Here is a 21,004-nt window from a genome sequence, read left to right as displayed (position 1 = left end):
ATAGCCAGCGCTGACCATCGCGGTTAGAAATATAGGTTTTTGAAACAGACGGCTTAAAAAAACAGGGCCAAGAAAGGTGCATCCATTGCCTCATGGCGTCTTATGGGGATCGGAGGGAGCGGCTGACCCTTTGCGCTGGCTAGCGGCTAGCGCTTTCGATAATCGTCGCGCAAAGCGCGAAGACGGTGGAGATGCGGCGATGGGAGCGCGCTCTTCTGGAGCCGGGCGTTCGTGTAACTTAGTAATACGTCCCCCGCCAACGCCAATAACCAGCCACGTATCTTCCACTTCAACGATAACAACACGTTCACGATTGCCCACCGCAGTGCTGCCCACGACACGTAAGTGAGCGCCATGACGTGTGGTGTGGTTGCTCCAGCGCTTTAAAAGCGCCGTACAAATTAAAATGATCGCAATAACGAGGGCCAAAGCGGCGGCGGTTTTACCCAGCATAGCCATGCCCACTAATGACTCGCCCCCATTGCCTAGTGCATCAAGCGAGCCATTCTGCGCCGAGGTGGTAGTAACACTCATCGGTTCAATTTGTGAATTCGTTCGGAAGGTGTGACGATTTCAGTGATACGAATCCCGTATTTATCCTCAATAACCACTACTTCCCCTTGAGCGATTAAATAGCCATTAATCAAGATATCCATCGGCTCGCCAGCGAGCCCTTCAAGCTCAATAACAGAGCCTTGTGCTAACTCCAGCAATTGCTTAATGGTTAGCTTGGTACGGCCTAACTCCACGGTGAGTTTCACCGGGATATCCATGATCATCTCAAGCTCACGCGCCTGTGAGGAACCGTTGTCTGGGCTTAACGGGCGGAACACGTCATCACTCGCGGCTTTTGCAGCGGGCGCCTTGGGCTCTGGCTCAGCAGCAGATTCTTCTGAGCTCTCTTCGGCGGCTTCTTGCTCTGCCATGGCAGCTGCCCACGGATCTTCCTCTTCGCTGGCGGCGTCGGCGCTGGAGGCCGTCTCTTCTTGCTCGGACATGGCATCCGCCCAATCGTCTTCAGAGACGTTCTGATTAGGCTTATTGGGATCAGTCATGCTTTGGATTCCTTGGCTTTCTGTCGCGTAGGCACTTTAATAAAGTCTTTGGACGATGCGCTGTTCATAGCGGCATGGTCGATCAGATGTAAGACACGCAGCGCATGCTGTTGACGTTGGCTGCCGTACTCACACTGCATAACAGGCACACCATCCACACTGGCTGTAATTGAGCTTGGAATTTCTAGTGGGAGGACATCACCCTTCTTTAGCCCCATTACATGGGCGATACGGCTGGGTATCTGCGCAAACTCTGCCACCAACTCTACTTCTGATTGACGTAGCTCACTCGCCATACGGCGCGACCAACTGCCATCTTGGTCGTGGTTACTATCGTTGATCGGGTTGGCCAATAAATCCCGCAACGGCTCGATCATGGCGTAAGGCATGCATATCTGGAAATTGCTTGATAGATTGCCAACTTCAATATTGAACTTGGTATTCACCACGATTTCGTTAGGTGAGTTAGTGATGTTGGCAAATTTTGACTGTACTTCTGAGCGCAAAAAACTCACATCAAGTGGGTAAACGACCTTCCAGGCTTCTTGATAAGCATCAATTGCCAGATTGAGCAGGCGCTGGATAATACGTTGTTCAGTGTTGGTAAATTCGCGGCCGTCCGATTTAGTGACAAAACGACCATCACCACCGAAGAGGTTGTCAACCACCATAAAAACGAGGTTAGGTGGGAACACCACAAGCGCAGAGCCGCGCAGCGGCTTCATTGACACAATATTCAGGTTCGTGGGTACGGGAACATTGCGAGAAAATTCGCTAAAGCTTTGATAGCGTACCGACTCTACTGTGATATCTGCACTACGCCGTAATAAATTAAACAGCCCGTTACGAAAGTAACGAGCGAAACGCTCATTGATGAAATCCAGCGCATGCAAGCGCTCACGAATAACGCGATGCTGAGTCGCCGGATCGTAAGCGCGAATACGCGATTCATCTTGCGTTTGGGAAGAGGAAGGCGATGACTCATCGTCTCCGCTAACACCCTTTAGCAGGGCATCAATTTCTTCCTGGGACAGTAGATCGTCCTGTGACATGAACGGCTCCAGTTCCCGAGGTTATTGCACAATAAATTCAGTGAATAAAACTTCACGCAAATCAAGCGGCGGCTGATTTTCCGTTAACGGGACGTTTAGTCGGTCAACAATCGACTGAGCAAGCTGCTGTTTACCTTCCGTTGAGGTAAGTTCATCAGCCTGCTTGCCGGAAAGCAGCATTAATAAACGGCTACGCACTTGGGGCATATGTTCTTCAAGAATGACTTTGCTTTCCTCGTTCCCAACGCGAAGGGTCACGCCTGTATAGAGTAAACGTGAGCCATAGCCGTCATCGACGAGGTTGACGGTAAAGGGTTCAATGCGCATAAAAATGGGCGTCGCGCGCTCCATCGCCTGCTGCACTTCTGCCGTTTCTGTACCATCTTTACGCTGGTCGATTACCATATAAATAGCGACCGCTGCGCCTATCGACGACAGCAGCACCAAGATAATCATTATCCAGAGCAGTTTTTTTGACCCGCCGCTTGTTTCTGCCATTTGCGATTCCTGTGAACTCCATGCGTATCACTAGCAAAGTATTATGCCTAAAGCGCATGCTGGTGATGAAATGAACAGGCTTGTTTGGCAAGCCTATCTTTTGGTTTAGTTATCTCGTGTGCTCGGCACCAGAATAATCATACAGAGTCAGGCGACCCCTATTAAGCGTAAAGGGCTAAGCGTAAAGGTCGACTCGTCCATCGATGATCAGTGGGCTGCTTTCGGCACTTAACGAGAGTTTCTCACCCTCGCCTTCATCGCCACTGTCACTGCCTATTCCTGTGCCTCGTCCACCGCCTGATTGGGCAAAGCCCTGTGCATTAGGGTCTCGCTGTTCTCCTACCGATGTCTCGCCTAGCGAAATACCTTGTTCAGCCAATGCTTCCCTTAATTGAGGAATCGCTTGTTCAAGTACTTGTCGCACCTGAGCATGGGCGGACAAAAAGTGTGCTTGCGCCCCTTGTTCACCAAATTTTAAAGAGATAGATAGCGGCCCTAGCTCTGCTGGATTCAACTGCATTTGGACGTGTTGTTCGCCCCCACGCTGTGAAATCTGCACCAACTGTTGGCCAAGCTGTTGTGGCCAGGCAGGGCTTGTAAAGGGCGTTGTTAAGGCAGCGGGTGTCGGGGCGACTGTGGGAGTAAACCCTTGTGCAGAAGGTGTTGAAGCTAACGGACCACTGCCAGCGGCTAACGAAAAGCCTGTAGGTAAGTGCTCACTGGATTGACTTCCTTTTGGTGCTCCCTCAAGCGTCATTAGAGCCCCCATTAGGGCTTCGCTGCTGATCTGTGAGGTGGCGGCAGCGCTGGTATTAACTTGCGCAAAGAAAGTATCAGGTTGAGCTCGTGGAGCAGCCTGAATGTCCATAGCCGGTGCAGGAGCGCTGGTTAAGCGAGCTGTATCAACAGGCAAGGATTGATCGCTCTGACCACCCTGGCGTTGGGCAATCAGGCCATTTAGCGCGGAGACCAACTGTGCTGCTTCAACTTGGCTAATATTAAGCTGCTCGGCGACAGTCTCTAGCGCTAGAGAGGGGCTGCCATCCTGTGTAGAAGCAGTAGCTAAAGGCTGGGCGCTTTGAGCTTGGTTCATCAGGGAATTCAATGCTGCTGCAAGCTCGTTGACTTGATCCTGATTAATATTTAACTGTTCTGTAATGATCTCGAAGGCAGCCGGAGTCATTGGTGATTCAGGCTGTGCTTGAGGGCTACTTTCAGAAAATGAAGCCATTAGGGCGAGACGAGCAGCAATCTCGTCAAGGGGCGTGGCAGATTCCGCACCCTTAAGCTCCAGCGTGTCTACTTTGATCTTTGAATTCGGCAGTTCAAGCTGAGCCAGTAGATCAGATAAGTCGCTTTCACTGAGATCAAGCCCGAGTGCTTCAAGGACGGCGTTCAAATCCTCGCTATCCATTTCTAGCGCGTCAGATAAGAGGCTACCGAGTGTATTGAGCTGTGCTTGGTGTGAAGCTGTCTGTAACGAGCCATTCTCACTAAGCGTAGGTGCCGACAAGCGTTGCGCGGCAGAAGCTTGTGAAAACGCCTGCTGGAAAAAACCGTTGGGAGAATCTTGCCGGCTGAAAGTGCCATGAGACTGCGTCTGAGGCGAGCTTTGGCTGGCTGAAAGCAACTGGTGAATAGTCATGGTCAGTTCCCTGGCACCGCTAATGCGGAGTGTCGTTATGCTGACGAGCCAAACGGCTAGTCACCAGATCATCGTTAGTTTTTTGTTCATGACGCTCGCTGCGGCGGTGCTCTTCTAACAGTCGACGCGACGCCAGTGTATCGTAGGAAGAGAGCTTGCGCTGCTCTTGTTGCCAGTTCTTTTGACTCTGCTGAACGCTTGCCTGCTGTGCCGCTAACGCTTGCCGGGCACGGCTTAGGGCTGTATCCAGCGAGGCTAGAAATTGTTGATAGTTGTACATGGTGGCAGGGTCAATGCCATCGCGCATCGCTTTCTGCAATCGCTCAGCATACTCGGCTCGGTAACTCAGCAGCGACTGTAGTTGAGCGGTCGTTTGCTGCTCTGTTTGTCTCTCTTGCGCTAGTACTTTGCCCGCGTGATCGCGAGAGTCTCTGGCTAAGTCGGTTAGCATTTCGAGTTGCGATGTACTCATGTACGCCCTCCCACCAGTGAGCGCAACGCTTGACGAGAATCGGCAAGCGTTGCGCTCTCATTAATATTTTGTTGAAGGAAGTTCTCTAATGAAGGGAACCGTTTCACCGCCTCGTCGAGCTGTGGGTCGTGACCAGGGCTGTAGGCACCGACACTAATAAGGTCCCGGTTACGCTGGTAGCGCGAAAACAACTGCTTGAAAACACGCGCTTCCTGGAGTTGCTCAGGAGCGGTGATCGAGGTCATCGCCCGGCTGATGGACGCTTCTATATCAATGGCAGGATAATGTCCTGCTTCTGCTAACGTTCTTGATAACACAATGTGCCCGTCTAAGATGGCGCGAGCAGCATCGGCAATCGGGTCCTGCTGATCGTCGCCTTCCGTAAGAACTGTATAAAACGCTGTTATCGAACCGCCGCCGCGCTCAGCGTTGCCTGCGCGCTCTACTAAACTAGGTAATTTGGCAAACACTGACGGCGGATAGCCTTTGGTGGCGGGTGGCTCACCGATAGCCAGGGCAATTTCCCGCTGGGCCATGGCATAGCGAGTCAGTGAATCCATAATCAACAGGACATCACGGCCCTCATCGCGAAATCCTTCAGCCAGGCGCGTAGCATACGCGGCACCTTGTAAGCGTTGCAGTGGCGAGGTATCAGCGGGAGCCGCTACCACCACGGCACGCCGCCGCCCCTCTGGACCCAAGATATTATCGATAAAGTCCTGTACTTCACGGCCCCGTTCACCAATCAAGCCAACAACAATCACATCGGCCTTGGTGTAGCGCGCCATCATTCCCAGCAGCACCGATTTACCCACCCCAGAACCTGCAAAAAGCCCCATCCGTTGCCCTCGCCCTACGCTTAGCAGCGCATTAATTGCGCGGATGCCGACATCAATCTGTTCTTCAATAGGGGCGCGTGAAAGGGGATTAAGAGAAGGCGTGCTGAGGGTGGCACGAGGCGTTTCTTCTATGTTGTTGAGTATGCTTTCGCGATCATCAAGCGGGTTGCCGTTGCCATCAAGCACGCGGCCTAGCAAATCTTCGCCTATTGGGAATCGCCGTGCGCTATTGCTGCCGCCTTCATCCAAAGGGGAAACGCGTGCGCCAGGCATCAACCCAGAAACCTCTTCTAGCGGCATTAAAAATAGTTTGTCACCAGAAAAACCAACCACCTCGGCTTCAGCGTGCTTGTCACTGTCGGCTAGCCGACCATCACTACCAGGTAGTTCAATTCGGCATGCGCTACCGACGGCCACCCGTAACCCGACTACCTCGATCACCATCCCTGTCGCGCGAATGACGCGACCGCTGTTTCGGTAGCGCGGCAAATGGCTGACGCGCTGCTGCGTGCGTCGCACTGCCTTATTCCAGCGATGTTGATGGGGACAGGTGGTATCTGCCATAGCGTATGGGCCTAGGATGAAGGGACGTTAGAAGGTGGTGGTGAATTGAGGCCACGTTTGCGCGACTGAGCTTGAATTGCCTGCCAGCGATTTTCGAAAGTCGCGTCAATTTCGCCCTGGGCACTGGTTACCCGGCAACCGCCACGGGCAAGTTGATCATCGGGTTGCAGCTTCCAGTTGGCAGCCCTAAGTTCATTACCTAAGTGCTCTTCTACCAAAGTGTGATCATCGGGGTTGAGCCACAGGCGCTGCTGACCTACCAAGGGCGGCTCGGTGTGTAGAAGCTCGCGCACCATCGCTAAAATCTGCTCAGGCGTTTCCTGTATGGCATCACTGGCAAGCTGTCTGCCGGTCGCTAGCGCTAACTCAACCAGGTCATGGGCGATGGTGTCGTCAATGCGCTCTAGTGCATCAGAGAATTGCTTTGCAAGGCTTTGTAGCGGGGTAACGGTTAGCCGAATTTGCTCTTGTAACTCCACTTGTGCCTGCTCAGCGGCTTCTGACAAGCCTTTTTCCATTCCCTCTTTGTGGCCCTGTTCAAAGCCTGCCTTATAGCCTTCTTCTTCCGCTTCCAGGCGAATACGGTCATGGAGTTCCTGGCGCTCTTTCTCTTCACGCTGGCGCGCCAGTTCGGCTGCCTTTTGCGCCGCCTGTACCTTGCGTTGGTGAGCCGTGGGTTCCTCGCCATCAGCAACGCGCTCAGCCGTGGTGGCCAGCTCATCCATTTGCCAGCGGCGCCAATCGCCATGGCGATCAAATTTAGGCGAGTGAGTATTAGACATACTCATCATCTCCACCTGCTAGGACAATTTCACCTGAATCAGCTAAGCGCCGCACAACCTGCAAAATGGCTTTCTGCTCGGTCTCCACTTGAGAGACGCGGATGGGGCCGCGGGCTTCCATATCTTCGCGCACTAAATCGGCGGCGCGCTGCGACATATTGCGCAGGAATTTGTCCACCAAGGCGTCCTGAGCACCTTTAAGGGCCACCACCAGCGAGTTGGTATCGACTTCCTGAAGTACCATTTGAATGGCGCGGTTGTCGAGGTCGAGCAGATTCTCGAACAGGAACATTTCGTCGATGATTTTCTGTGCCAAATCTTCGCTGTGAGAGCGAACGGTTTCGATGGCGGTCTCTTCTTGAGAAGAGTTCATTAAGTTAAGAATCTCGGCCGCTGTTCTTACACCGCCCATTTTGCTGCGCTTGAGGTTCTGGCCGTCGAGCATGCTGGTAAGCACTTCGGTCAATTCTTGTAAGGCAGCGGGCTGAACGCCGCTAAAGGTGGCAATCCTGAGAACGACATCGTTGCGTAGTTTTTCTTCAAATAGCTCAAGGATATCAGCAGCTTGATGGCGATCCAGGTGGACCAGAATAGTCGCAATAATTTGTGGGTGTTCGTCGCGAATCAACTCAGACACCATGGAGGCTTCCATGAGATTGAGTGCGTCGATGCCAGAGTTGCCGCCCGTCGTTTCGAGAATATCTTCGATCAGGCTAGTGGCGCGTTCGCTGCCCAGTGCTTTGGTCAGCACCGAGCGAATGTGGTCGCTTGAATTCAGGTTAAGCGCTACAAACTCTTCGGTTTCTTTATGGAAAGCTTCGAGCACCGCTTTCATGTCGTCATGGGAGACCTGATTCAGACGGGCCATCTCCATACTAATTTCTTGCACTTCATTGGCACCAAGGTACTTAAACACCTCAGCGGCACTGTCTTCATCGAGTGCAAGCAATAAGACGGCGCTCTTGCGGGCACCGCTCATTTCAGCAATTGAACTACTCATTAGCATTCATCCAGCTACGAATGATCATCGCGACCATGCGGGGGTCTTCTTGAGCCATTTCACGCAGGTCATTGAGGTTATGCTCATAAAGTGAGGTCTTACGCCGCCGCTTGGGCTTAGCGTAGGCCTCATCGCCCTCATCAGAGGACTCTTCACCCTCTTCGCCATCTTCTTCGTCGCCTACGCTCGCGGCCAACGTACCGCCAGGTACTGCAGTTGCCATAACCGGGGATTGGGTATAGCGCTTAATTAAGGGGCGCAAAATCAGTAGGTAGAGTAATAAGATAGCCAGCGCAACCAGCAAGTAGCGACCTACAGTGGCGGCTATTGAAAGGGTGTTGGGTTGCTGCCACCACACGACGTCAGTGGTTTCATCAACACTGCGCGCGAAGGGTGAATTGACGACTTCTACCTCATCGCCACGAAGCTGCGAAAAGCCCATTGCTTGACGAACCAAGCGCTCAATCTGGGCAACTTCTTCATCGGTTAGCGCAACGTCGACCCACTCGCCTTCATCGTTCATTTCCGAGCGGTAGTTTACGACCACTGCGGCGGATAGCCGCTCGATCTGGCCGAGACGGTGTTGCACATGCTCAATGCTGCGATCAACTTCGTAGTTGATAACGTCGTCTTGGCGTAAGTTACGCAGCGCTTCAGGGGGCGCGTCCTCTTGCTGGTCGTCAACTTCTGGGTCGCCCTCTTCCGCTGGTTCATTAATAGGGGAGGGCAGGGTGCCTGGCGGTGTATTGCTTAGCGCACCTGGAATGCCAGTGGCCAATGGGTCTTCGCCATCGAAGGCAAGGCTGAGCTGACGGCTACGCACGGCGGCTTCGTTAGGTGGCTGATTGGGGCCGTAGCGTTCAGACGTTTCCTCGCGTCGTGAGAAGTCTATTTGTGCGGCAACTTGGGCACGCACATTATCGCGACCTAAAATGGGCGTTAAAATATGTTCAATACGCTGCTGGTAGGAGCGCTCAACTTCGACAATATACTCAAGCTGCGAACCATCGAGATCGTTTCCGCTGCCTGTTTCGGCAGACAGCAAGCGACCATCCTGATTAACCACGGTGACGTCTTCAGCGGCAAGGTCGGGAACGCTGCCTGAGACCATGTGGACGATAGCGCTAACTTGCCCTTCACCCAGCACGCGGCCGGGTAATAGGGTGAGCACCACAGATGCTTTCGCAGGTTCACGATCGCGAATAAACACCGATGGTTTGGCCATGGAGAGGTGGACGCGAACGCCTTCTACTGGCCCTAGTGATTCAATTGAGCGTGCCAGCTCACCTTCCAGGCCGCGCTGATAATTAATCTGCTCAGCAAATTGGCTAATCCCAAACGCCTGGCTATCCATCAGTTCCAGACCCAAATTGCCACCACGGGGAAGGCCCTGCTCAGCTAGTTGCAAGCGCAAGGTGTGGACTTGGTCGCTAGGCACCATTAATGCTTGGCCGCCCTCGCTGAACTGATAGGGAATGCCGCGGGCATCAAGCTCGTTGATGATGCCGCCGCCATCGGATTCGCTCAAGTTGCTATAAAGAACGCGATACTCTGGGCTACTTGCCCACATGAAGAGGGCTGCCACAATGGCAATAGAGGCGGCGCCGGCAATGAGTAGCGCCACCAATGGATTACCACGCAGCTGCTTCAGCGTTCGCCCGAAGGCCGAGTCGCTGGCGGCATCACGTTCGGTACTTCCATTAGCTTTACCGCCACTGCGAGGGGCGGCTTGATTCGTACTAGTTTGACGGCCTGCCGTTGCACCGGTTTCGCTCATGTGACCCTCCTAAGGGGCAGGCAAAACTGGCGTCGGCCCAGGCGCATCACCAAAGAAGGCATAGGCTATATCCGTCGATCGCGGTTATCCGCCAAAAAGATGAAGCGGAATTGTGATGGACGCCATTATCCGGTGACTAGTCCAGCCTAAAGGAGGGATAAGCTTCGCTTTTTATGCGCATTTGTCCGTATGAGGTTAGTCGCTTCAGTGTTAGGCTTTTTGCATTGGTTTTTTTGCGAATCGAGGTAAGCGTATGAGCACTCCCGCAATACAGGCTGCGCTACAACAAATGCAAGGCTTGGCAACTCAGGCGGCATCCACGCAGCCTCTCAGCGGTGCTCAGGCCTCAACAGCGGTAGGGCAAGGTGGGTTTGGCGGTGAATTACAGGCTTCCATTCAGCGTATTAACCGTCTTCAGCAGACGGCTAACAGCCAAGCGATGGCTTTCCAGGCGGGTGACCCTAACTTGCAGCTCAACGATGTGATGGTCGATATGCAGAAAGCCAGCGTTGCTTTTCAAATGGGGCTTCAGGTTCGCAATCGCTTAGTGTCTGCATATCGTGACGTTATGAACATGCAAGTGTAGAGCTTTAGGCTTCCAAAGAGATGATCTGCCCTTGCATTGCCTCTAGTCGCTCAGCAATTTTTAGTACTTCTTCCGTGGGAATTTGGCGTATTACATCTCCTGACTCCCGATCGATTACTCGTGTAATGACGCGTGATGTCTCTTCGCTTAACTCAAACTCTAAACCTCGTGGGCGCATCGCTTCGTTAATGCGTTGAATGGGTTCGATGAGTTCGCCAGCGGAGATTTCTCGTTCGTCTTTGTCGGTATTTTTAATTTGGGCGTTTGTTGGCGCTAGCTGAGCCAGTGTGTTTTCTAGCCGTTGTCTAGGGTTTAGGGTGGTGAGAGCCGAGGTCAGCGGCTTGGTTGCTTCAGTAGGGGGTAATGAACTCATGGGGTACATTCCTCTTTAAGTTAGCTTTGGCAACCGGTTGTGGTGCAACAGCGAGAAACGGCGGCTTCAGCTTGGATTTTTACTTATCAATATACACCTCTACTTTTTTATCGGCATGACGCAGAAAAACTTTATGCTGCGCTGGGGTGGGTGGTGTCTGTTTGTTGGTGCAAGAGCCAGATACCTATTCTTCTGCCTTTGCTTCTATAGCCTTTTTAATAAGCATAGGAATGATGGCTTTTTGTGCATACGCCCCGCTGCTGGCATCTGCTATGCTTCTGCGCTTTGCGGTGAACTAATTAACGCATAAGAGTAAGTGAGGCGAGCATGGCAGCGCAGCAGGATGAGTTTGAAACAATAGCAAGCACAACGGTGATTGAATCTCTGCTGAACGCGCTAATTGAAACGGGCGGAGTATCCCTGTGTCTCGCCACGGCTGATGCGCGTCCAGAACCTATTGTATTAATGGAGCAGCATCGGGACCAAACCTTGGTGATGGATCTCTCCTCGGTTGATTATTTGCTTCACCACTTACAGGGCGGTGCTGCTTTCTACTTGCGCGGGCAGGCTCAGGGGAAAGTGATTCAGACACCTCTCTTGCGCTTGACGGAGACGCGCCATGCCGGTGGGCGTTTTTTGTGTTGCAGTGATTACCCTGCGACGTTAGACGTACTTCAGCGCCGTGAATCCTTTCGCGCCGAGCTGCGTATGGGGATGGTGGTGGCGGCCAGTTTAGGTGATGGGGATGCCGAGGTGGCTGGCGAGCTAAAAGACCTTTCCCAAGACGGCTGCCAACTTGAGTTACCGTTGGCAGCCAGTGGCTTATTGGCAGAAGCTGCTAACTCGCTAAAGTTGACGTTTACCTTCCCTGATGGCACTTATTTTGAAGTGCTTGGCGATGCCCGGCATCAAAAAACAGATGCTGAACGTCACCTGCTGCGTGTTGGTTTTAACTTCGTTGAGTGCAGCGCGGAGCAAGAGCGCCAAATTTGGTATTTTGTGTGTGAAATTGAGCGTGAGGCTGCCCGTTATAACAAAGAGCAACAGGACGAGCGCCAACCCTCTCCACTGTTTGCATTGCCGAATAAGCGTTCTGGCGCGGGTGAGCTACTTGGGCGACGAGATGTTAAGCGTTACGCCACGCCGATGGCGCGTCGGCTGGTAAAGGTAGCCGCCTATTTAGACGCGCAGCTACTATCGTTGCAGCAAGGTAGTGATATCGATGGGCGCCAGCTCTCTCGTTATGCTGATCGAATATTGGATCTTCACGATGAGGATCGTGAAGCCTTACTGTTTGCCTCCCGCTGCTTGTATCCAGAACCTTTGGTGGTGCGCCACGGCATTGCAGTGGCCATTCACTTGCTTGATTTTGTGGGTGCTAGTATGCCGCACGAATTGCGCAAAGCGATTGTCGCCAGTGGCCTTATTCATGATCTTGGCAAGGCGCTGGTTCCCCAGGTGTTGTTTAAGGCGCCGCATTTTGAGGCCAGTCATCGAAAGGTAGTCAGCGAGCATGTCCAGTTGCTGTTAGATCGCTTGCACGGTTGTCAGTGGCTGTCAGTAGCGATTGTGCAGGCCGTTATTGGTGGGATTAATGAGCGTATAGACGGCAGTGGTTACCCTGGGGGGTTAGGTGGGGCTGAGCTCAGTGAGTTAGCTAAAGCCAGTGCTGTTGTTGATGTGGTCGAGGCGATGAGGCGTGATCGCGCTGATCGTCCCGCTAAAACGGTACAGCAAATTTATCGTCATTTATTACAGCATCCACATCAATTCGATATACGTTGGATCAAGCGCTATATCGAGCATTTCAAGGGGGTGCCAGTGGGCTCGCTGGCGCGTTTTTCCAGCCAGCAACAAGGCTGGATACTGCGCCTAGATGCAAAGGGCAATCCCACTGAAGTGTTGCTTGCACCGCAAGCTGAGCCGCCCATGCGTGACAATGTAGGGGCGATAGTAAAGGATGATGTCACTGAGCGGCTTGGGCGAATGGTAGGCGAAATCGCTGTTTCTACCTGAAAGTGTAAAAGCGCTAGTGAATGGTTAGCCGTCCGTTGTAGTCAAATAGGCCTGGGTAAAAAAAAGCATTGAGAGACGTTAAAGTCCCTCTGGTTCGCGCCGATAGTTAACAGTAGCAGCGTACAGTTCGCTGTTTTATATCTTTTAATCTTCGTGGTTCCCCGCTATAGGTGATAACCAAACCACGCACAGGAGTTCCGCTTATGACTTACTCTCGCGGTGGCGCCGCCTATGGGCGTGGAGCTAACGCTTATGCGCGTATCGGCGTAGAAAGCGGAGTGATGTCGGCAGACCCACATCAACTTATTGTGCTGTTATTTGATGGCGCTCAAGCGGCTATTCGCGCTGCCCGCATACATATGCAGGCAGGCAATACGGCTGAGAAAGGTAAATCGATATCAAAAGCGCTTGATATCGTTAATAACGGTCTCGCAGCCGCGCTCGATCAGGAGAAAGGTGGAGAAATTGCCGAGCGCTTAGCGTCGCTGTATGACTATATTGTACGCCTGCTGTTGGCGGCTAATCTGCGTAACGATGAAGAGAGCTTAAATCAAGCCGAGCGTTTGCTTGAAGATATTGGCTCAGCGTGGCGTGATATTGGCCAACAGCAGAGCGCGTGAGGCAATAATGTTAGCTTCTACCACCGCTTGTGACCAAAATGCTCAGCAGTCATTGCTTGCTAGCTACGAAGCGCTATTGAGCAGCGTTGAATACATGCATGAACTCGCCAATGCTGAGCAGTGGGCCGAGCTCATTGATCAACGTACCAACTATGTTGTGTTAGTGGAGCAACTGCGTGAGTTGGATGCGACCGTGCTGCTTGACGGTGCTGCCCAACAACGTAAGGCAGAGTTGCTTGAGAGCATACTTGAGCACGATGTTGATATCCGGCGTCGCTTGGTAGCACGTCGAGATGAGCTGGGTAAGCTAATTGAGGTATCGCAACGTCAGCGCGACTTGCATCGCGCTTATGCGCCCCAGCAGGGCGCGGCAGCGTCCTATGTCGCGGATGACACTGATGCTACGGGGTCATCGTGAGCGGTATTGCACCTCTCATTGATACGCTCTTGCACCAAGTGCTAGGGCGACAAGGTGAGGTGTCGCTGCAGCGGGCGTTAGATCAGCCAGTGAAGCCCGTTGCACCTGGAGAAGGGCCGCGTGCCGTGATGCGTGACGCTAATTTGGATGGAAGAGCGCCAGCGACATCGTTGAATGATTTAAAGCGCTTGCCCCTCCCTCTTGATGGCGGAAGAGCATTACCCCGCGGCGAGCCGCTGCCTTCTCCGCCGGGGTCAACACAAACGCATTTTAGCCCCGCTGCACGGACTATTGCTGACGTGCTACTGCGTTTTCCAGCACCTCCCTCCGTCATGCGACCCGAAGCACCTCTTTTTACCAGCCCAGAAGCACCCGGGGTCAGCGCCGTCGCGACCCGCTTGGAGGCGAGCATCCGTGACAGCGGGCTGTTCTACGAGTCGCATTTAAAGCGGTGGTTCCAAGGCGCGAGTACCCGCCAGCAGTTAATGAATGAACCACAAATGCAGCCTGGGCCGCGCCCTTTGGCACCCTTATTGCCCGCTGGGTTGGGCGTCACCAATGGGTTAACGGGATTAGCGCCATTGGTCACGCCGGGGGCTCAAGCGGCTGGGCAAGGGGTAACTATCCTGCCTAACGTGCCGTTAGTACCGGTGACTCAAGAAAATGGTTTGGCGCCTCGGCAGAATTTAGTGGCTGCTGCTCCGCTTATGAATTCACCAGGTGCGGCTACCCAGGCGCCTTCAGCTGCTATGCCCAGCTCAGCGCCTGAGAGTAATCAAGCAAGAGTAGATCTAAGTCACGCAAGAGAAGTGACTGAGCTGATAGCTAACCGTCCAGCGCGGGATGTCGTGCATGAAAGCCTACAGAGCCTAGTGCGTCAGCAGCTTGAGATGTTGGTGATGCCCACTATTCGCTGGGAGGGCGATGTTTGGGCAGGTATTTTTATGGCCTTAGTGATTAATTTGCCTGCTCGTGAAGAGGGGCAAGAGAACAAGCAGCAAGAGGGTGAGCCAGAGGGTGGTTGGCGCTCAGATATGCAGCTAGACGTTCCCAACTTGGGGTCGTTCAATGCGTCGTTATGGCTCTACCGAAATGTGCTAAGTATTGATTTCACCACTGAAAACACAGAGGCGTATCAACGAATTAACGCTGGGTTACCAGCGCTAGAGAAGCGCTTGAGTGCTTTAGACCTACAGAAAGTGCAGCTTCGTGCACGCTATATCGAAGCGGAGGTAGCCCATGGCCACGCCGGGTGAGCGTCGTCGTCAAGCTGTCGCGCTGGCTTATCAAGAGAATGACCGCGCCCCTCGTGTTGTGGCGAAAGGCTATGGAGATCTGGCCGAGCGCATTATGGCAGAGGCTCAACGCCAGGGTATTTATGTACACGATGCGCCCGAGCTGGTAGCGCTTTTAATGCAGCTAGATTTGGACGCCGAAATCCCCGCCGGACTCTATCAAATTGTCGCGGAACTCTTGGTATGGGTGTTTGAGCTTTCAGAAGAAGGGCTAAGTCATCGTGAAATACCTGAGTAGCCAATTACAGACGTTGTATGCAACCATGAGGATAGGTAATAAAAAGTCATTAATGGCGCCAGTACAATGGTCAACATATCGCGCCTGAGTCATTTAATGGGACATCATGAGTCAAACCAACTTTCTCGATGAAATTCAGGAAATAAATTTAGCTTATTTACTTCTGGCGCAGCGCTTGCTTGATGAAGATCGCGAGGCCGCCATGTTTCGCCTGAAAATAGATAGCGAGGTTGCCGAGCTACTTGTGTCACTCAATGCTCGTCAGCTTACCAAGCTGGCACGCACCAGCCAGCTATTGTGCCGGTTTAGTCAAACGAGTGCCGAACGTCTGCGCCAACTCACTGACAACCCTCGTGACCAGGGCTTGGCTGGACTCCATGCTTCGCTGCTGCTGGCTAGTGAACCATTTGAGCCAATGCCGTCAGGAGAAGTGAAGTGAGCCAGAAAAGCTTGGTCGATGAAATGCACCAAGTGCAGCTGGCAATCGAATTGATTGAGCTGGGCGCGCGCTTGCAGGTGCTGGAAACAGAAACGGAATTAAGCCGCACGCGTTTGATCAAGCTGTATAAGGAAGTGCGGGGCATGTCACCCCCCAAGGGGATGCTACCGTTCTCTACTGATTGGTTTATTACTTGGCTACCCAACGTTCATTCGTCGCTGTTTTTCAACATTTATATAAGCCTAAAAGAGACCGCAGGTTGTGAACGAATTGATGCCTTCGTTAAAGCATATCGGCTTTATGACGAGCAAATGTCGTTGGAAAAGGTGGAGCCGGTGCTTGGGTTGACGCGCGCTTGGACATTAGTACGGTTTTTTGAAAGTGACTTGCTACAGTGCAATCAATGTACGCGTTGCACCGGGCAGTTTGTGGCGCATGCGCATAGCCCTGCTCAGCACTATGTATGTGGCATATGCCAACCACCTTCACGGGCGGGGAAAACACGCAAAGCACAGCAGGAGAATAGTGAAAAAATGTAACAACTCAATCTTCTACGCGCCCGTTAGCTGTAATTAAGGTATAAGACGTAGGGATAGATACTTAATAATAAAATATGAGTGTAACGGCGTAGATAGCCGCAAAAGCCAATGGTACTTTTTCATTAAACAGCAGCTTAGCCCTAGTATAATGGGACTAAATTGTGCTTTGGATGGAACATTGCTTAATCATCAGATCAGGTGGCTAAGTTTTGGTTCCCTTACTTAATACTGAATACCGCAAGGACCTTGCTTGTGCTGATACCTCTAGGCTATGTGATTGTATTGCTGTCTGTATTTGGCGGCTATGTACTGGCAGGCGGCAGTTTAGGCCCTCTCTACCAACCGCTAGAGCTACTTATCATTGGCGGTGCGGGGGTCGGCGCATTTATAGCTGCCAACAATGGCAAAGCGATCAAAGCAACGTTTAAAATTCTGCCGCGGCTCAAACGGGCGAAAAAATATAACAAAGCGCTTTATATGGAGCTCATGGCGCTGCAATACAAGCTGCTGTCCAAAATTCGTCGTGAGGGCATGCTTGGCATTGAGCGCGATATTGATAACCCGCAAGAGAGCCCTCTGTTTCAAGAACATCCAACGGTATTAGCCGATCCCCACATCATGAATTTCCTGACGGACTACCTGCGGTTAATGGTAAGCGGCGGTATGGAGCCCATGGAAATCGATGAGCTGATGCTACATGAAATTGAAGTTTTCGAGCAGGAAGCCCATATCCCTATTGATGCCATTGCAAAAGTCGGCGATGCCATGCCTGCCTTCGGCATTGTGGCGGCGGTGATGGGGGTCGTTAAAACTCTCACCTATGCTGATGCTACACCGGCTCAGATGGGCGTAATGATCGGTCAAGCGCTAGTGGGCACCTTCTTGGGTATTTTGCTGGGCTATGGCTTTGTTAGCCCGCTCTCTAGTTACATCGAACGGCAGGCTAAAGAAGCCGAAAAAATGCTGCAGTGTATTCGCATTACATTGCTTGCAAGCTTACACGGTTACGCGCCGCAGTTGGCCGTTGAGTTTGGCCGTAAGGCACTCTTTGCTGCCGAGCGCCCGAGCTTTATAGAGCTTGAAGAGTATGTGAAAGATGCAAAAAAGGCCGGTAACGCATGAGTAAGGGGGGTGACAAGCGTCCAATCGTCATTCGACGCAAAAAAGTCGTCCACGCCCATCACGGCGGTGCTTGGAAAATTGCTCTAGCAGATTTTATGACTGCTCTGATGGCCTTTTTTTTGGTGCTATGGCTTTTGAGCGTTTCCAGTGAAGAGACGCGCAGGGGCGTAGCAGAGTACTTCAGTACCCCACTGATTAGCGCCATTACGGGGGGCGATCGTTCGGGTAGTACCAGTGCGATTCCTGGCGGTGGGCCGGATCCTACTCATAGCGATGGGGAGCGGGCAATGATTGATAGCCTTCAGCGCTCTCGCCCTAGTTCGCAGGATCGACGCTTCTTTATGAATGTGCAAGAGCGTATCGAGCGAGCAATCGAGCGAGATCCCGAGCTACGCCAGTTGCGCTCTCAGATGCGCTTTGACCTAACTCGAGAAGGGCTTCGTATACAGTTATTAGATACAGATCAGCGGCCCATGTTTGAGTTGGGTAGTGACCAAGTCGCGCCTTATATGCGCAGTCTACTGCGCACTATCGCGCCACTACTTAACGAGCTACCCAATGAACTAAGTATCAGTGGCCATACCGATAGCGTTCCCTATGCGGGAGGCTATAGCGGCTATAGCAACTGGGAGCTCTCTAATGATCGCGCTAACGCGTCGCGTCGAGAGCTTATTGCCGGCGGGTTTGACCCAGGTCAATTGCTTCGCGTATCAGGCTTTGCAGACCGTGTCATGTTGCCGGAGACTGAGCCAACAGACCCCATTAATCGGCGCATAGAGCTGGTGGTGCTGCTGCCCGAAATAGCCGAAGCGATCCGTAATCCAGCCATTATGGGCCCGGGAGCTTCACTGCCGGACGATGCGGCTGAAGCGCTAATAGAATTACCACAACAAGACGAGCCTCAGGCGCAAGATCCAGAGTGACCTGAGCCTGTCAGAGCCTTTCATAAAAGCGACGTTAAGGGTGGAGCGGTGAATGGATATAGCGGATTTTTTTGACACCTTTTTTGAAGAGGCAGAAGAGCTACTGTCGGATATGGAGCAGCATTTGTTGGAGCTGGATGTTGATGATCCAGACAGTGAACAGCTCAATGCTATTTTCCGTGCCGCCCACTCGATCAAAGGGGGAGCAGGAACCTTTGGTTTTGTCGTGTTACAGAAAACCACGCATATTTTGGAAAACCTTCTCGATTACGCACGTAAGGGTGAGCTAACGCTGCGCGCCGACCTCGTGGATACCTTTTTAGAGGCTAAAGACATCATGCATGAGCAACTCGATGCCTACCGTAGCGAAGAGGAGCCAAACCAAGAGGCATTTGAGCGCATTTGCCAAACGCTACAACAGATTGCCCTGGATGAAATTGGTCAACAGTTAGATGGACCATCTATTCCAGCGGCTGAGCCCAAGTCTGCACCTGCTGCCAGTGAAAACAGCGCAGAAGCAAGCAGTAGCGAAGAGCAAGGCGCAGACGGACTTCTGTTAGTGGCCCTGCTGAATGTTGTCGATAAAGACCGCATTTTGCTGGTTGAGGAGTTAGAGCAGCTTGGCGAAGTGCAGTCCCAATCCGGCGATGCAAAGCGTTACGAGGTCATCCTTAAAAGTAGCGACAGTGCGGACGATATTGAAGCGGTCATGTGCTTTATTATCGAGCCAGATCAAATTGAGATTACCGCTGTCGAGGGCGTTGCTGCTGAGTCATCAAACGCCGCGCCAGCAACCGCTGAGCCAGAAGCTTCGGCGCCTGTAGCTCCTGCGCCGCAAGCGCCTGCGGAAAAGACAGCCTCAAAGGCGAGTCCGGCAAAAGCAGCGACCAAAGAGAAACCTAAAAAAGCCGCCGCCGAGTCATCTTCAATCCGCGTCTCTGTGGATAAAGTCGATCAAATTATCAACTTGGTGGGTGAGCTGATCATCACCCAGTCGATGCTTGATCAAACGGTTAGTGATTTAGAAGATCAGTCAGTGGGTAATAGCTCACTGCAAAATGGCATGAGCCTGCTTCAGCGCAATGCGCGTGACCTCCAAGAGGCGGTCATGTCGATTCGTATGATCCCCATGGAGTTTGTCTTCAGTCGCTTTCCACGCGTAGTGCGCGACACCGCCGGGAAGCTAGGTAAAGAGATTGAGCTGGTTACCGAAGGCAAGTCGACCGAATTGGATAAGAGCCTGGTGGAGCGGATCACCGATCCATTAACCCACTTGGTGCGCAATAGCCTTGATCACGGCGTTGAAATGCCTGATGTACGTGAAGCGATTGGCAAGCCGCGTGTAGGTAAATTAACCCTATCAGCGCGCCATCAAGGCGGTAATATTTTAATTGAAGTGCGCGACGACGGTGCTGGTATGGATCGTGACCGTCTGCTCGCTAAAGCCCGCGAAAATGGTATTAACGTCTCCGATTCCATGTCTGACGAAGAGGTTTTTCAGCTTATCTTCGCCCCTGGTTTTTCAACCGCCAAAGAGGTCACCGACGTTTCCGGCCGTGGTGTGGGTATGGATGTCGTTAAGCGCAACATTCAAAGCATGGGGGGGCGCGTCGAAATTCAGTCGAAGCTAGGTGAGGGGACCAATACGCGTATCGTATTGCCCCTTACGCTGGCTATTTTGGATGGTATGTCGATCAAGGTCGGCGGCGAGACATTTATTCTGCCGCTTTCCACGGTGCTTGAGTCGCTTCAGCCCTCTAAAGACGATATGTACGCCATGGCTGGCGACGATGTGGTCATCAAAGTGCGCGATGAGTACCTGCCCGTTATCGCTATTCACGAAGTACTGGATGTTGCCAATGCCATTACCGATCCCACCAAAAGTATTGCCGTTATTGTACAGGGCGAAGGCCGTCGTTACGCCATGTTGGTGGATGAATTGATCGGGCAGCAGCAGGTCGTGGTCAAGAATTTGGAAGACAATTACCGCAAAGTACCGGGGATCTCGGCCGCTACCATTTTAGGCGATGGCAGCGTTGCGTTAATTCTGGATATTACTGGTTTACATCGCTTAAGTCGGTACAAAAAAGAAGCAGGCAAAAAAGTAGTGAACAATCAAAACCTTTCATTTTTCAAGGAGGCTGAGCCGTTATGAGTCAAGCCAACAGTGGGGCGGTATTAGCCGCAGAAGCCGAAAACCGCGAATTTCTCGTGTTTTCATTGGGTGATGAAGAGTACGCCATTGATATTTTGAAAGTGCAGGAAATCCGCGGGTACGAAAACGTGACCCGGATTGCCAATGCGCCTGACTTTATCAAGGGGGTCACCAACCTGCGCGGCGTGATTGTGCCGATCGTCGACCTGCGTATTAAGTTTCATCTTGAGAACGTCGAATACGGTGGCCAGACGGTGGTGATTGTCGTCAACGTCGCAGACCGGGTGGTCGGCATCGTGGTAGATGGCGTCTCTGATGTGATGACGTTAATCCCCGATCAAATTAAACCGGCGCCGGAATTTGGTGTCACGCTCTCGTCTGATTTCCTGAGCGGCTTAGGTAGCTTAGATGATCGTATGTTGGTACTGGTCGATATCGATAAGCTGCTGACCAGTGAAGAGATGGCGTTAGTCGACAGCACCAGCAGCCACTAAAACTAAGAAAGTAAGGCATAGGGAAAAGGCATAGGGAACATGCCGGGTACGTTCTACCTAATGATGCATTCTCGTGCTATGGAAAGCACCGAGAGCGCCGTT

Annotated in this window: 23 protein-coding genes; 12 read left to right on the top strand and 11 right to left on the bottom strand. The window is 52.4% G+C overall.

Features of this window, described 5'->3' with window-relative positions:
- Positions 1-90: 90 nt before the first annotated feature.
- The 10 genes from fliO to fliF all read right to left on the bottom strand — a co-directional run bounded on the left by fliO (position 91) and on the right by fliF (position 9,684).
- Positions 91-534, bottom strand: a complete 444-nt coding sequence (gene fliO, locus HUO07_RS10125; protein WP_176303455.1) for a flagellar biosynthetic protein FliO — start codon at positions 532-534, stop codon at positions 91-93.
- Complete coding sequence (gene fliN / locus HUO07_RS10120; RefSeq protein WP_176303454.1) at positions 531-1,055, bottom strand: flagellar motor switch protein FliN; 525 nt, start codon at positions 1,053-1,055, stop codon at positions 531-533. The genes fliO and fliN overlap by 4 nt, the downstream gene beginning before the upstream one ends.
- A complete protein-coding gene (fliM, locus tag HUO07_RS10115) occupies positions 1,052-2,107 on the bottom strand; it encodes a flagellar motor switch protein FliM (RefSeq protein ID WP_101145841.1) in 1,056 nt (351 codons plus the stop codon). The genes fliN and fliM overlap by 4 nt, the downstream gene beginning before the upstream one ends.
- 21 nt (positions 2,108-2,128) lie before the next feature.
- Positions 2,129-2,605, bottom strand: a complete 477-nt coding sequence (gene fliL, locus HUO07_RS10110) for a flagellar basal body-associated protein FliL (RefSeq protein WP_101145840.1) — start codon at positions 2,603-2,605, stop codon at positions 2,129-2,131.
- Between the two features lie 175 nt (positions 2,606-2,780).
- On the bottom strand, positions 2,781-4,250 hold the full coding sequence (locus HUO07_RS10105; RefSeq protein WP_176303453.1) for a flagellar hook-length control protein FliK: 1,470 nt from the start codon (positions 4,248-4,250) through the stop codon (positions 2,781-2,783).
- 19 nt (positions 4,251-4,269) lie between these two features.
- Positions 4,270-4,722, bottom strand: a complete 453-nt coding sequence (gene fliJ / locus HUO07_RS10100; RefSeq protein ID WP_176303452.1) for a flagellar export protein FliJ — start codon at positions 4,720-4,722, stop codon at positions 4,270-4,272.
- Positions 4,719-6,125, bottom strand: coding sequence for a flagellar protein export ATPase FliI (gene fliI, locus HUO07_RS10095; RefSeq protein WP_217908852.1), 1,407 nt, complete (start codon positions 6,123-6,125; stop codon positions 4,719-4,721). Before fliI ends, fliJ begins: the two co-directional genes overlap by 4 nt.
- Before the next feature lie 11 nt (positions 6,126-6,136).
- A complete protein-coding gene (gene fliH / locus HUO07_RS10090) occupies positions 6,137-6,907 on the bottom strand; it encodes a flagellar assembly protein FliH (protein ID WP_176303451.1) in 771 nt (256 codons plus the stop codon).
- A complete protein-coding gene (gene fliG / locus HUO07_RS10085) occupies positions 6,900-7,907 on the bottom strand; it encodes a flagellar motor switch protein FliG (protein WP_101145835.1) in 1,008 nt (335 codons plus the stop codon). Before fliG ends, fliH begins: the two co-directional genes overlap by 8 nt.
- A complete protein-coding gene (gene fliF, locus HUO07_RS10080) occupies positions 7,900-9,684 on the bottom strand; it encodes a flagellar basal-body MS-ring/collar protein FliF (protein WP_176303450.1) in 1,785 nt (594 codons plus the stop codon). Before fliF ends, fliG begins: the two co-directional genes overlap by 8 nt.
- Positions 9,685-9,937: 253 nt before the next feature.
- Here fliF and fliE point away from each other — a divergent pair, with 253 nt between their 5' ends.
- Positions 9,938-10,270, top strand: coding sequence for a flagellar hook-basal body complex protein FliE (fliE, locus tag HUO07_RS10075; protein ID WP_176303449.1), 333 nt, complete (start codon positions 9,938-9,940; stop codon positions 10,268-10,270).
- Between the two features lie 4 nt (positions 10,271-10,274).
- Here fliE and HUO07_RS10070 read toward each other — a convergent pair whose 3' ends face one another.
- Positions 10,275-10,643: a flagellar protein FlaG gene (locus HUO07_RS10070; protein WP_176303448.1), complete on the bottom strand. Its 369-nt coding sequence runs from the start codon at positions 10,641-10,643 to the stop codon at positions 10,275-10,277.
- Positions 10,644-10,970: 327 nt separating this feature from the next.
- Here HUO07_RS10070 and HUO07_RS10065 point away from each other — a divergent pair, with 327 nt between their 5' ends.
- The 11 genes from HUO07_RS10065 (at position 10,971) to cheW (ending at position 20,902) form a co-directional block, all read left to right on the top strand.
- Entirely contained in the window at positions 10,971-12,659 is a 1,689-nt protein-coding gene (locus tag HUO07_RS10065; RefSeq protein WP_176303447.1) for an HD domain-containing phosphohydrolase, read from the top strand.
- A gap of 203 nt (positions 12,660-12,862) precedes the next feature.
- Entirely contained in the window at positions 12,863-13,279 is a 417-nt protein-coding gene (fliS, locus tag HUO07_RS10060) for a flagellar export chaperone FliS (protein WP_176303446.1), read from the top strand.
- Between the two features lie 7 nt (positions 13,280-13,286).
- Positions 13,287-13,697, top strand: a complete 411-nt coding sequence (gene fliT / locus HUO07_RS10055) for a flagellar protein FliT (protein WP_176303445.1) — start codon at positions 13,287-13,289, stop codon at positions 13,695-13,697.
- Positions 13,694-14,953 carry a flagellar hook-length control protein FliK gene (fliK, locus tag HUO07_RS10050; protein ID WP_176303444.1) on the top strand — a complete coding sequence of 420 codons (1,260 nt, stop codon included), beginning with the start codon at positions 13,694-13,696 and terminating at the stop codon, positions 14,951-14,953. The genes fliT and fliK overlap by 4 nt, the downstream gene beginning before the upstream one ends.
- Complete coding sequence (locus HUO07_RS10045) at positions 14,937-15,230, top strand: EscU/YscU/HrcU family type III secretion system export apparatus switch protein (RefSeq protein ID WP_176303443.1); 294 nt, start codon at positions 14,937-14,939, stop codon at positions 15,228-15,230. The genes fliK and HUO07_RS10045 overlap by 17 nt, the downstream gene beginning before the upstream one ends.
- Before the next feature lie 106 nt (positions 15,231-15,336).
- A complete protein-coding gene (gene flhD / locus HUO07_RS10040; RefSeq protein ID WP_101145827.1) occupies positions 15,337-15,669 on the top strand; it encodes a flagellar transcriptional regulator FlhD in 333 nt (110 codons plus the stop codon).
- The gene (gene flhC / locus HUO07_RS10035) at positions 15,666-16,208 is read left to right on the top strand and encodes a flagellar transcriptional regulator FlhC (protein WP_176303442.1); all 543 of its coding nucleotides are present in this window, start codon (positions 15,666-15,668) and stop codon (positions 16,206-16,208) included. Before flhD ends, flhC begins: the two co-directional genes overlap by 4 nt.
- 252 nt (positions 16,209-16,460) lie before the next feature.
- A complete protein-coding gene (gene motA, locus HUO07_RS10030) occupies positions 16,461-17,330 on the top strand; it encodes a flagellar motor stator protein MotA (protein WP_176303441.1) in 870 nt (289 codons plus the stop codon).
- Positions 17,327-18,253 (top strand): flagellar motor protein MotB, encoded by a 927-nt coding sequence (gene motB, locus HUO07_RS10025; protein ID WP_176303440.1) that lies wholly within the window; start codon positions 17,327-17,329, stop codon positions 18,251-18,253. The genes motA and motB overlap by 4 nt, the downstream gene beginning before the upstream one ends.
- A gap of 52 nt (positions 18,254-18,305) precedes the next feature.
- Positions 18,306-20,408, top strand: a complete 2,103-nt coding sequence (gene cheA / locus HUO07_RS10020; protein ID WP_176303439.1) for a chemotaxis protein CheA — start codon at positions 18,306-18,308, stop codon at positions 20,406-20,408.
- Positions 20,405-20,902, top strand: a complete 498-nt coding sequence (gene cheW, locus HUO07_RS10015; protein ID WP_176303438.1) for a chemotaxis protein CheW — start codon at positions 20,405-20,407, stop codon at positions 20,900-20,902. Before cheA ends, cheW begins: the two co-directional genes overlap by 4 nt.
- Positions 20,903-21,004 lie beyond the last annotated feature (102 nt).

The organism is Vreelandella maris, from assembly GCF_013371085.1.
Lineage (GTDB): Bacteria > Pseudomonadota > Gammaproteobacteria > Pseudomonadales > Halomonadaceae > Vreelandella > Vreelandella maris.
Note: the sequence above shows the minus strand (reverse complement) of the source record. Positions and strands in the feature narration are given on the sequence as shown.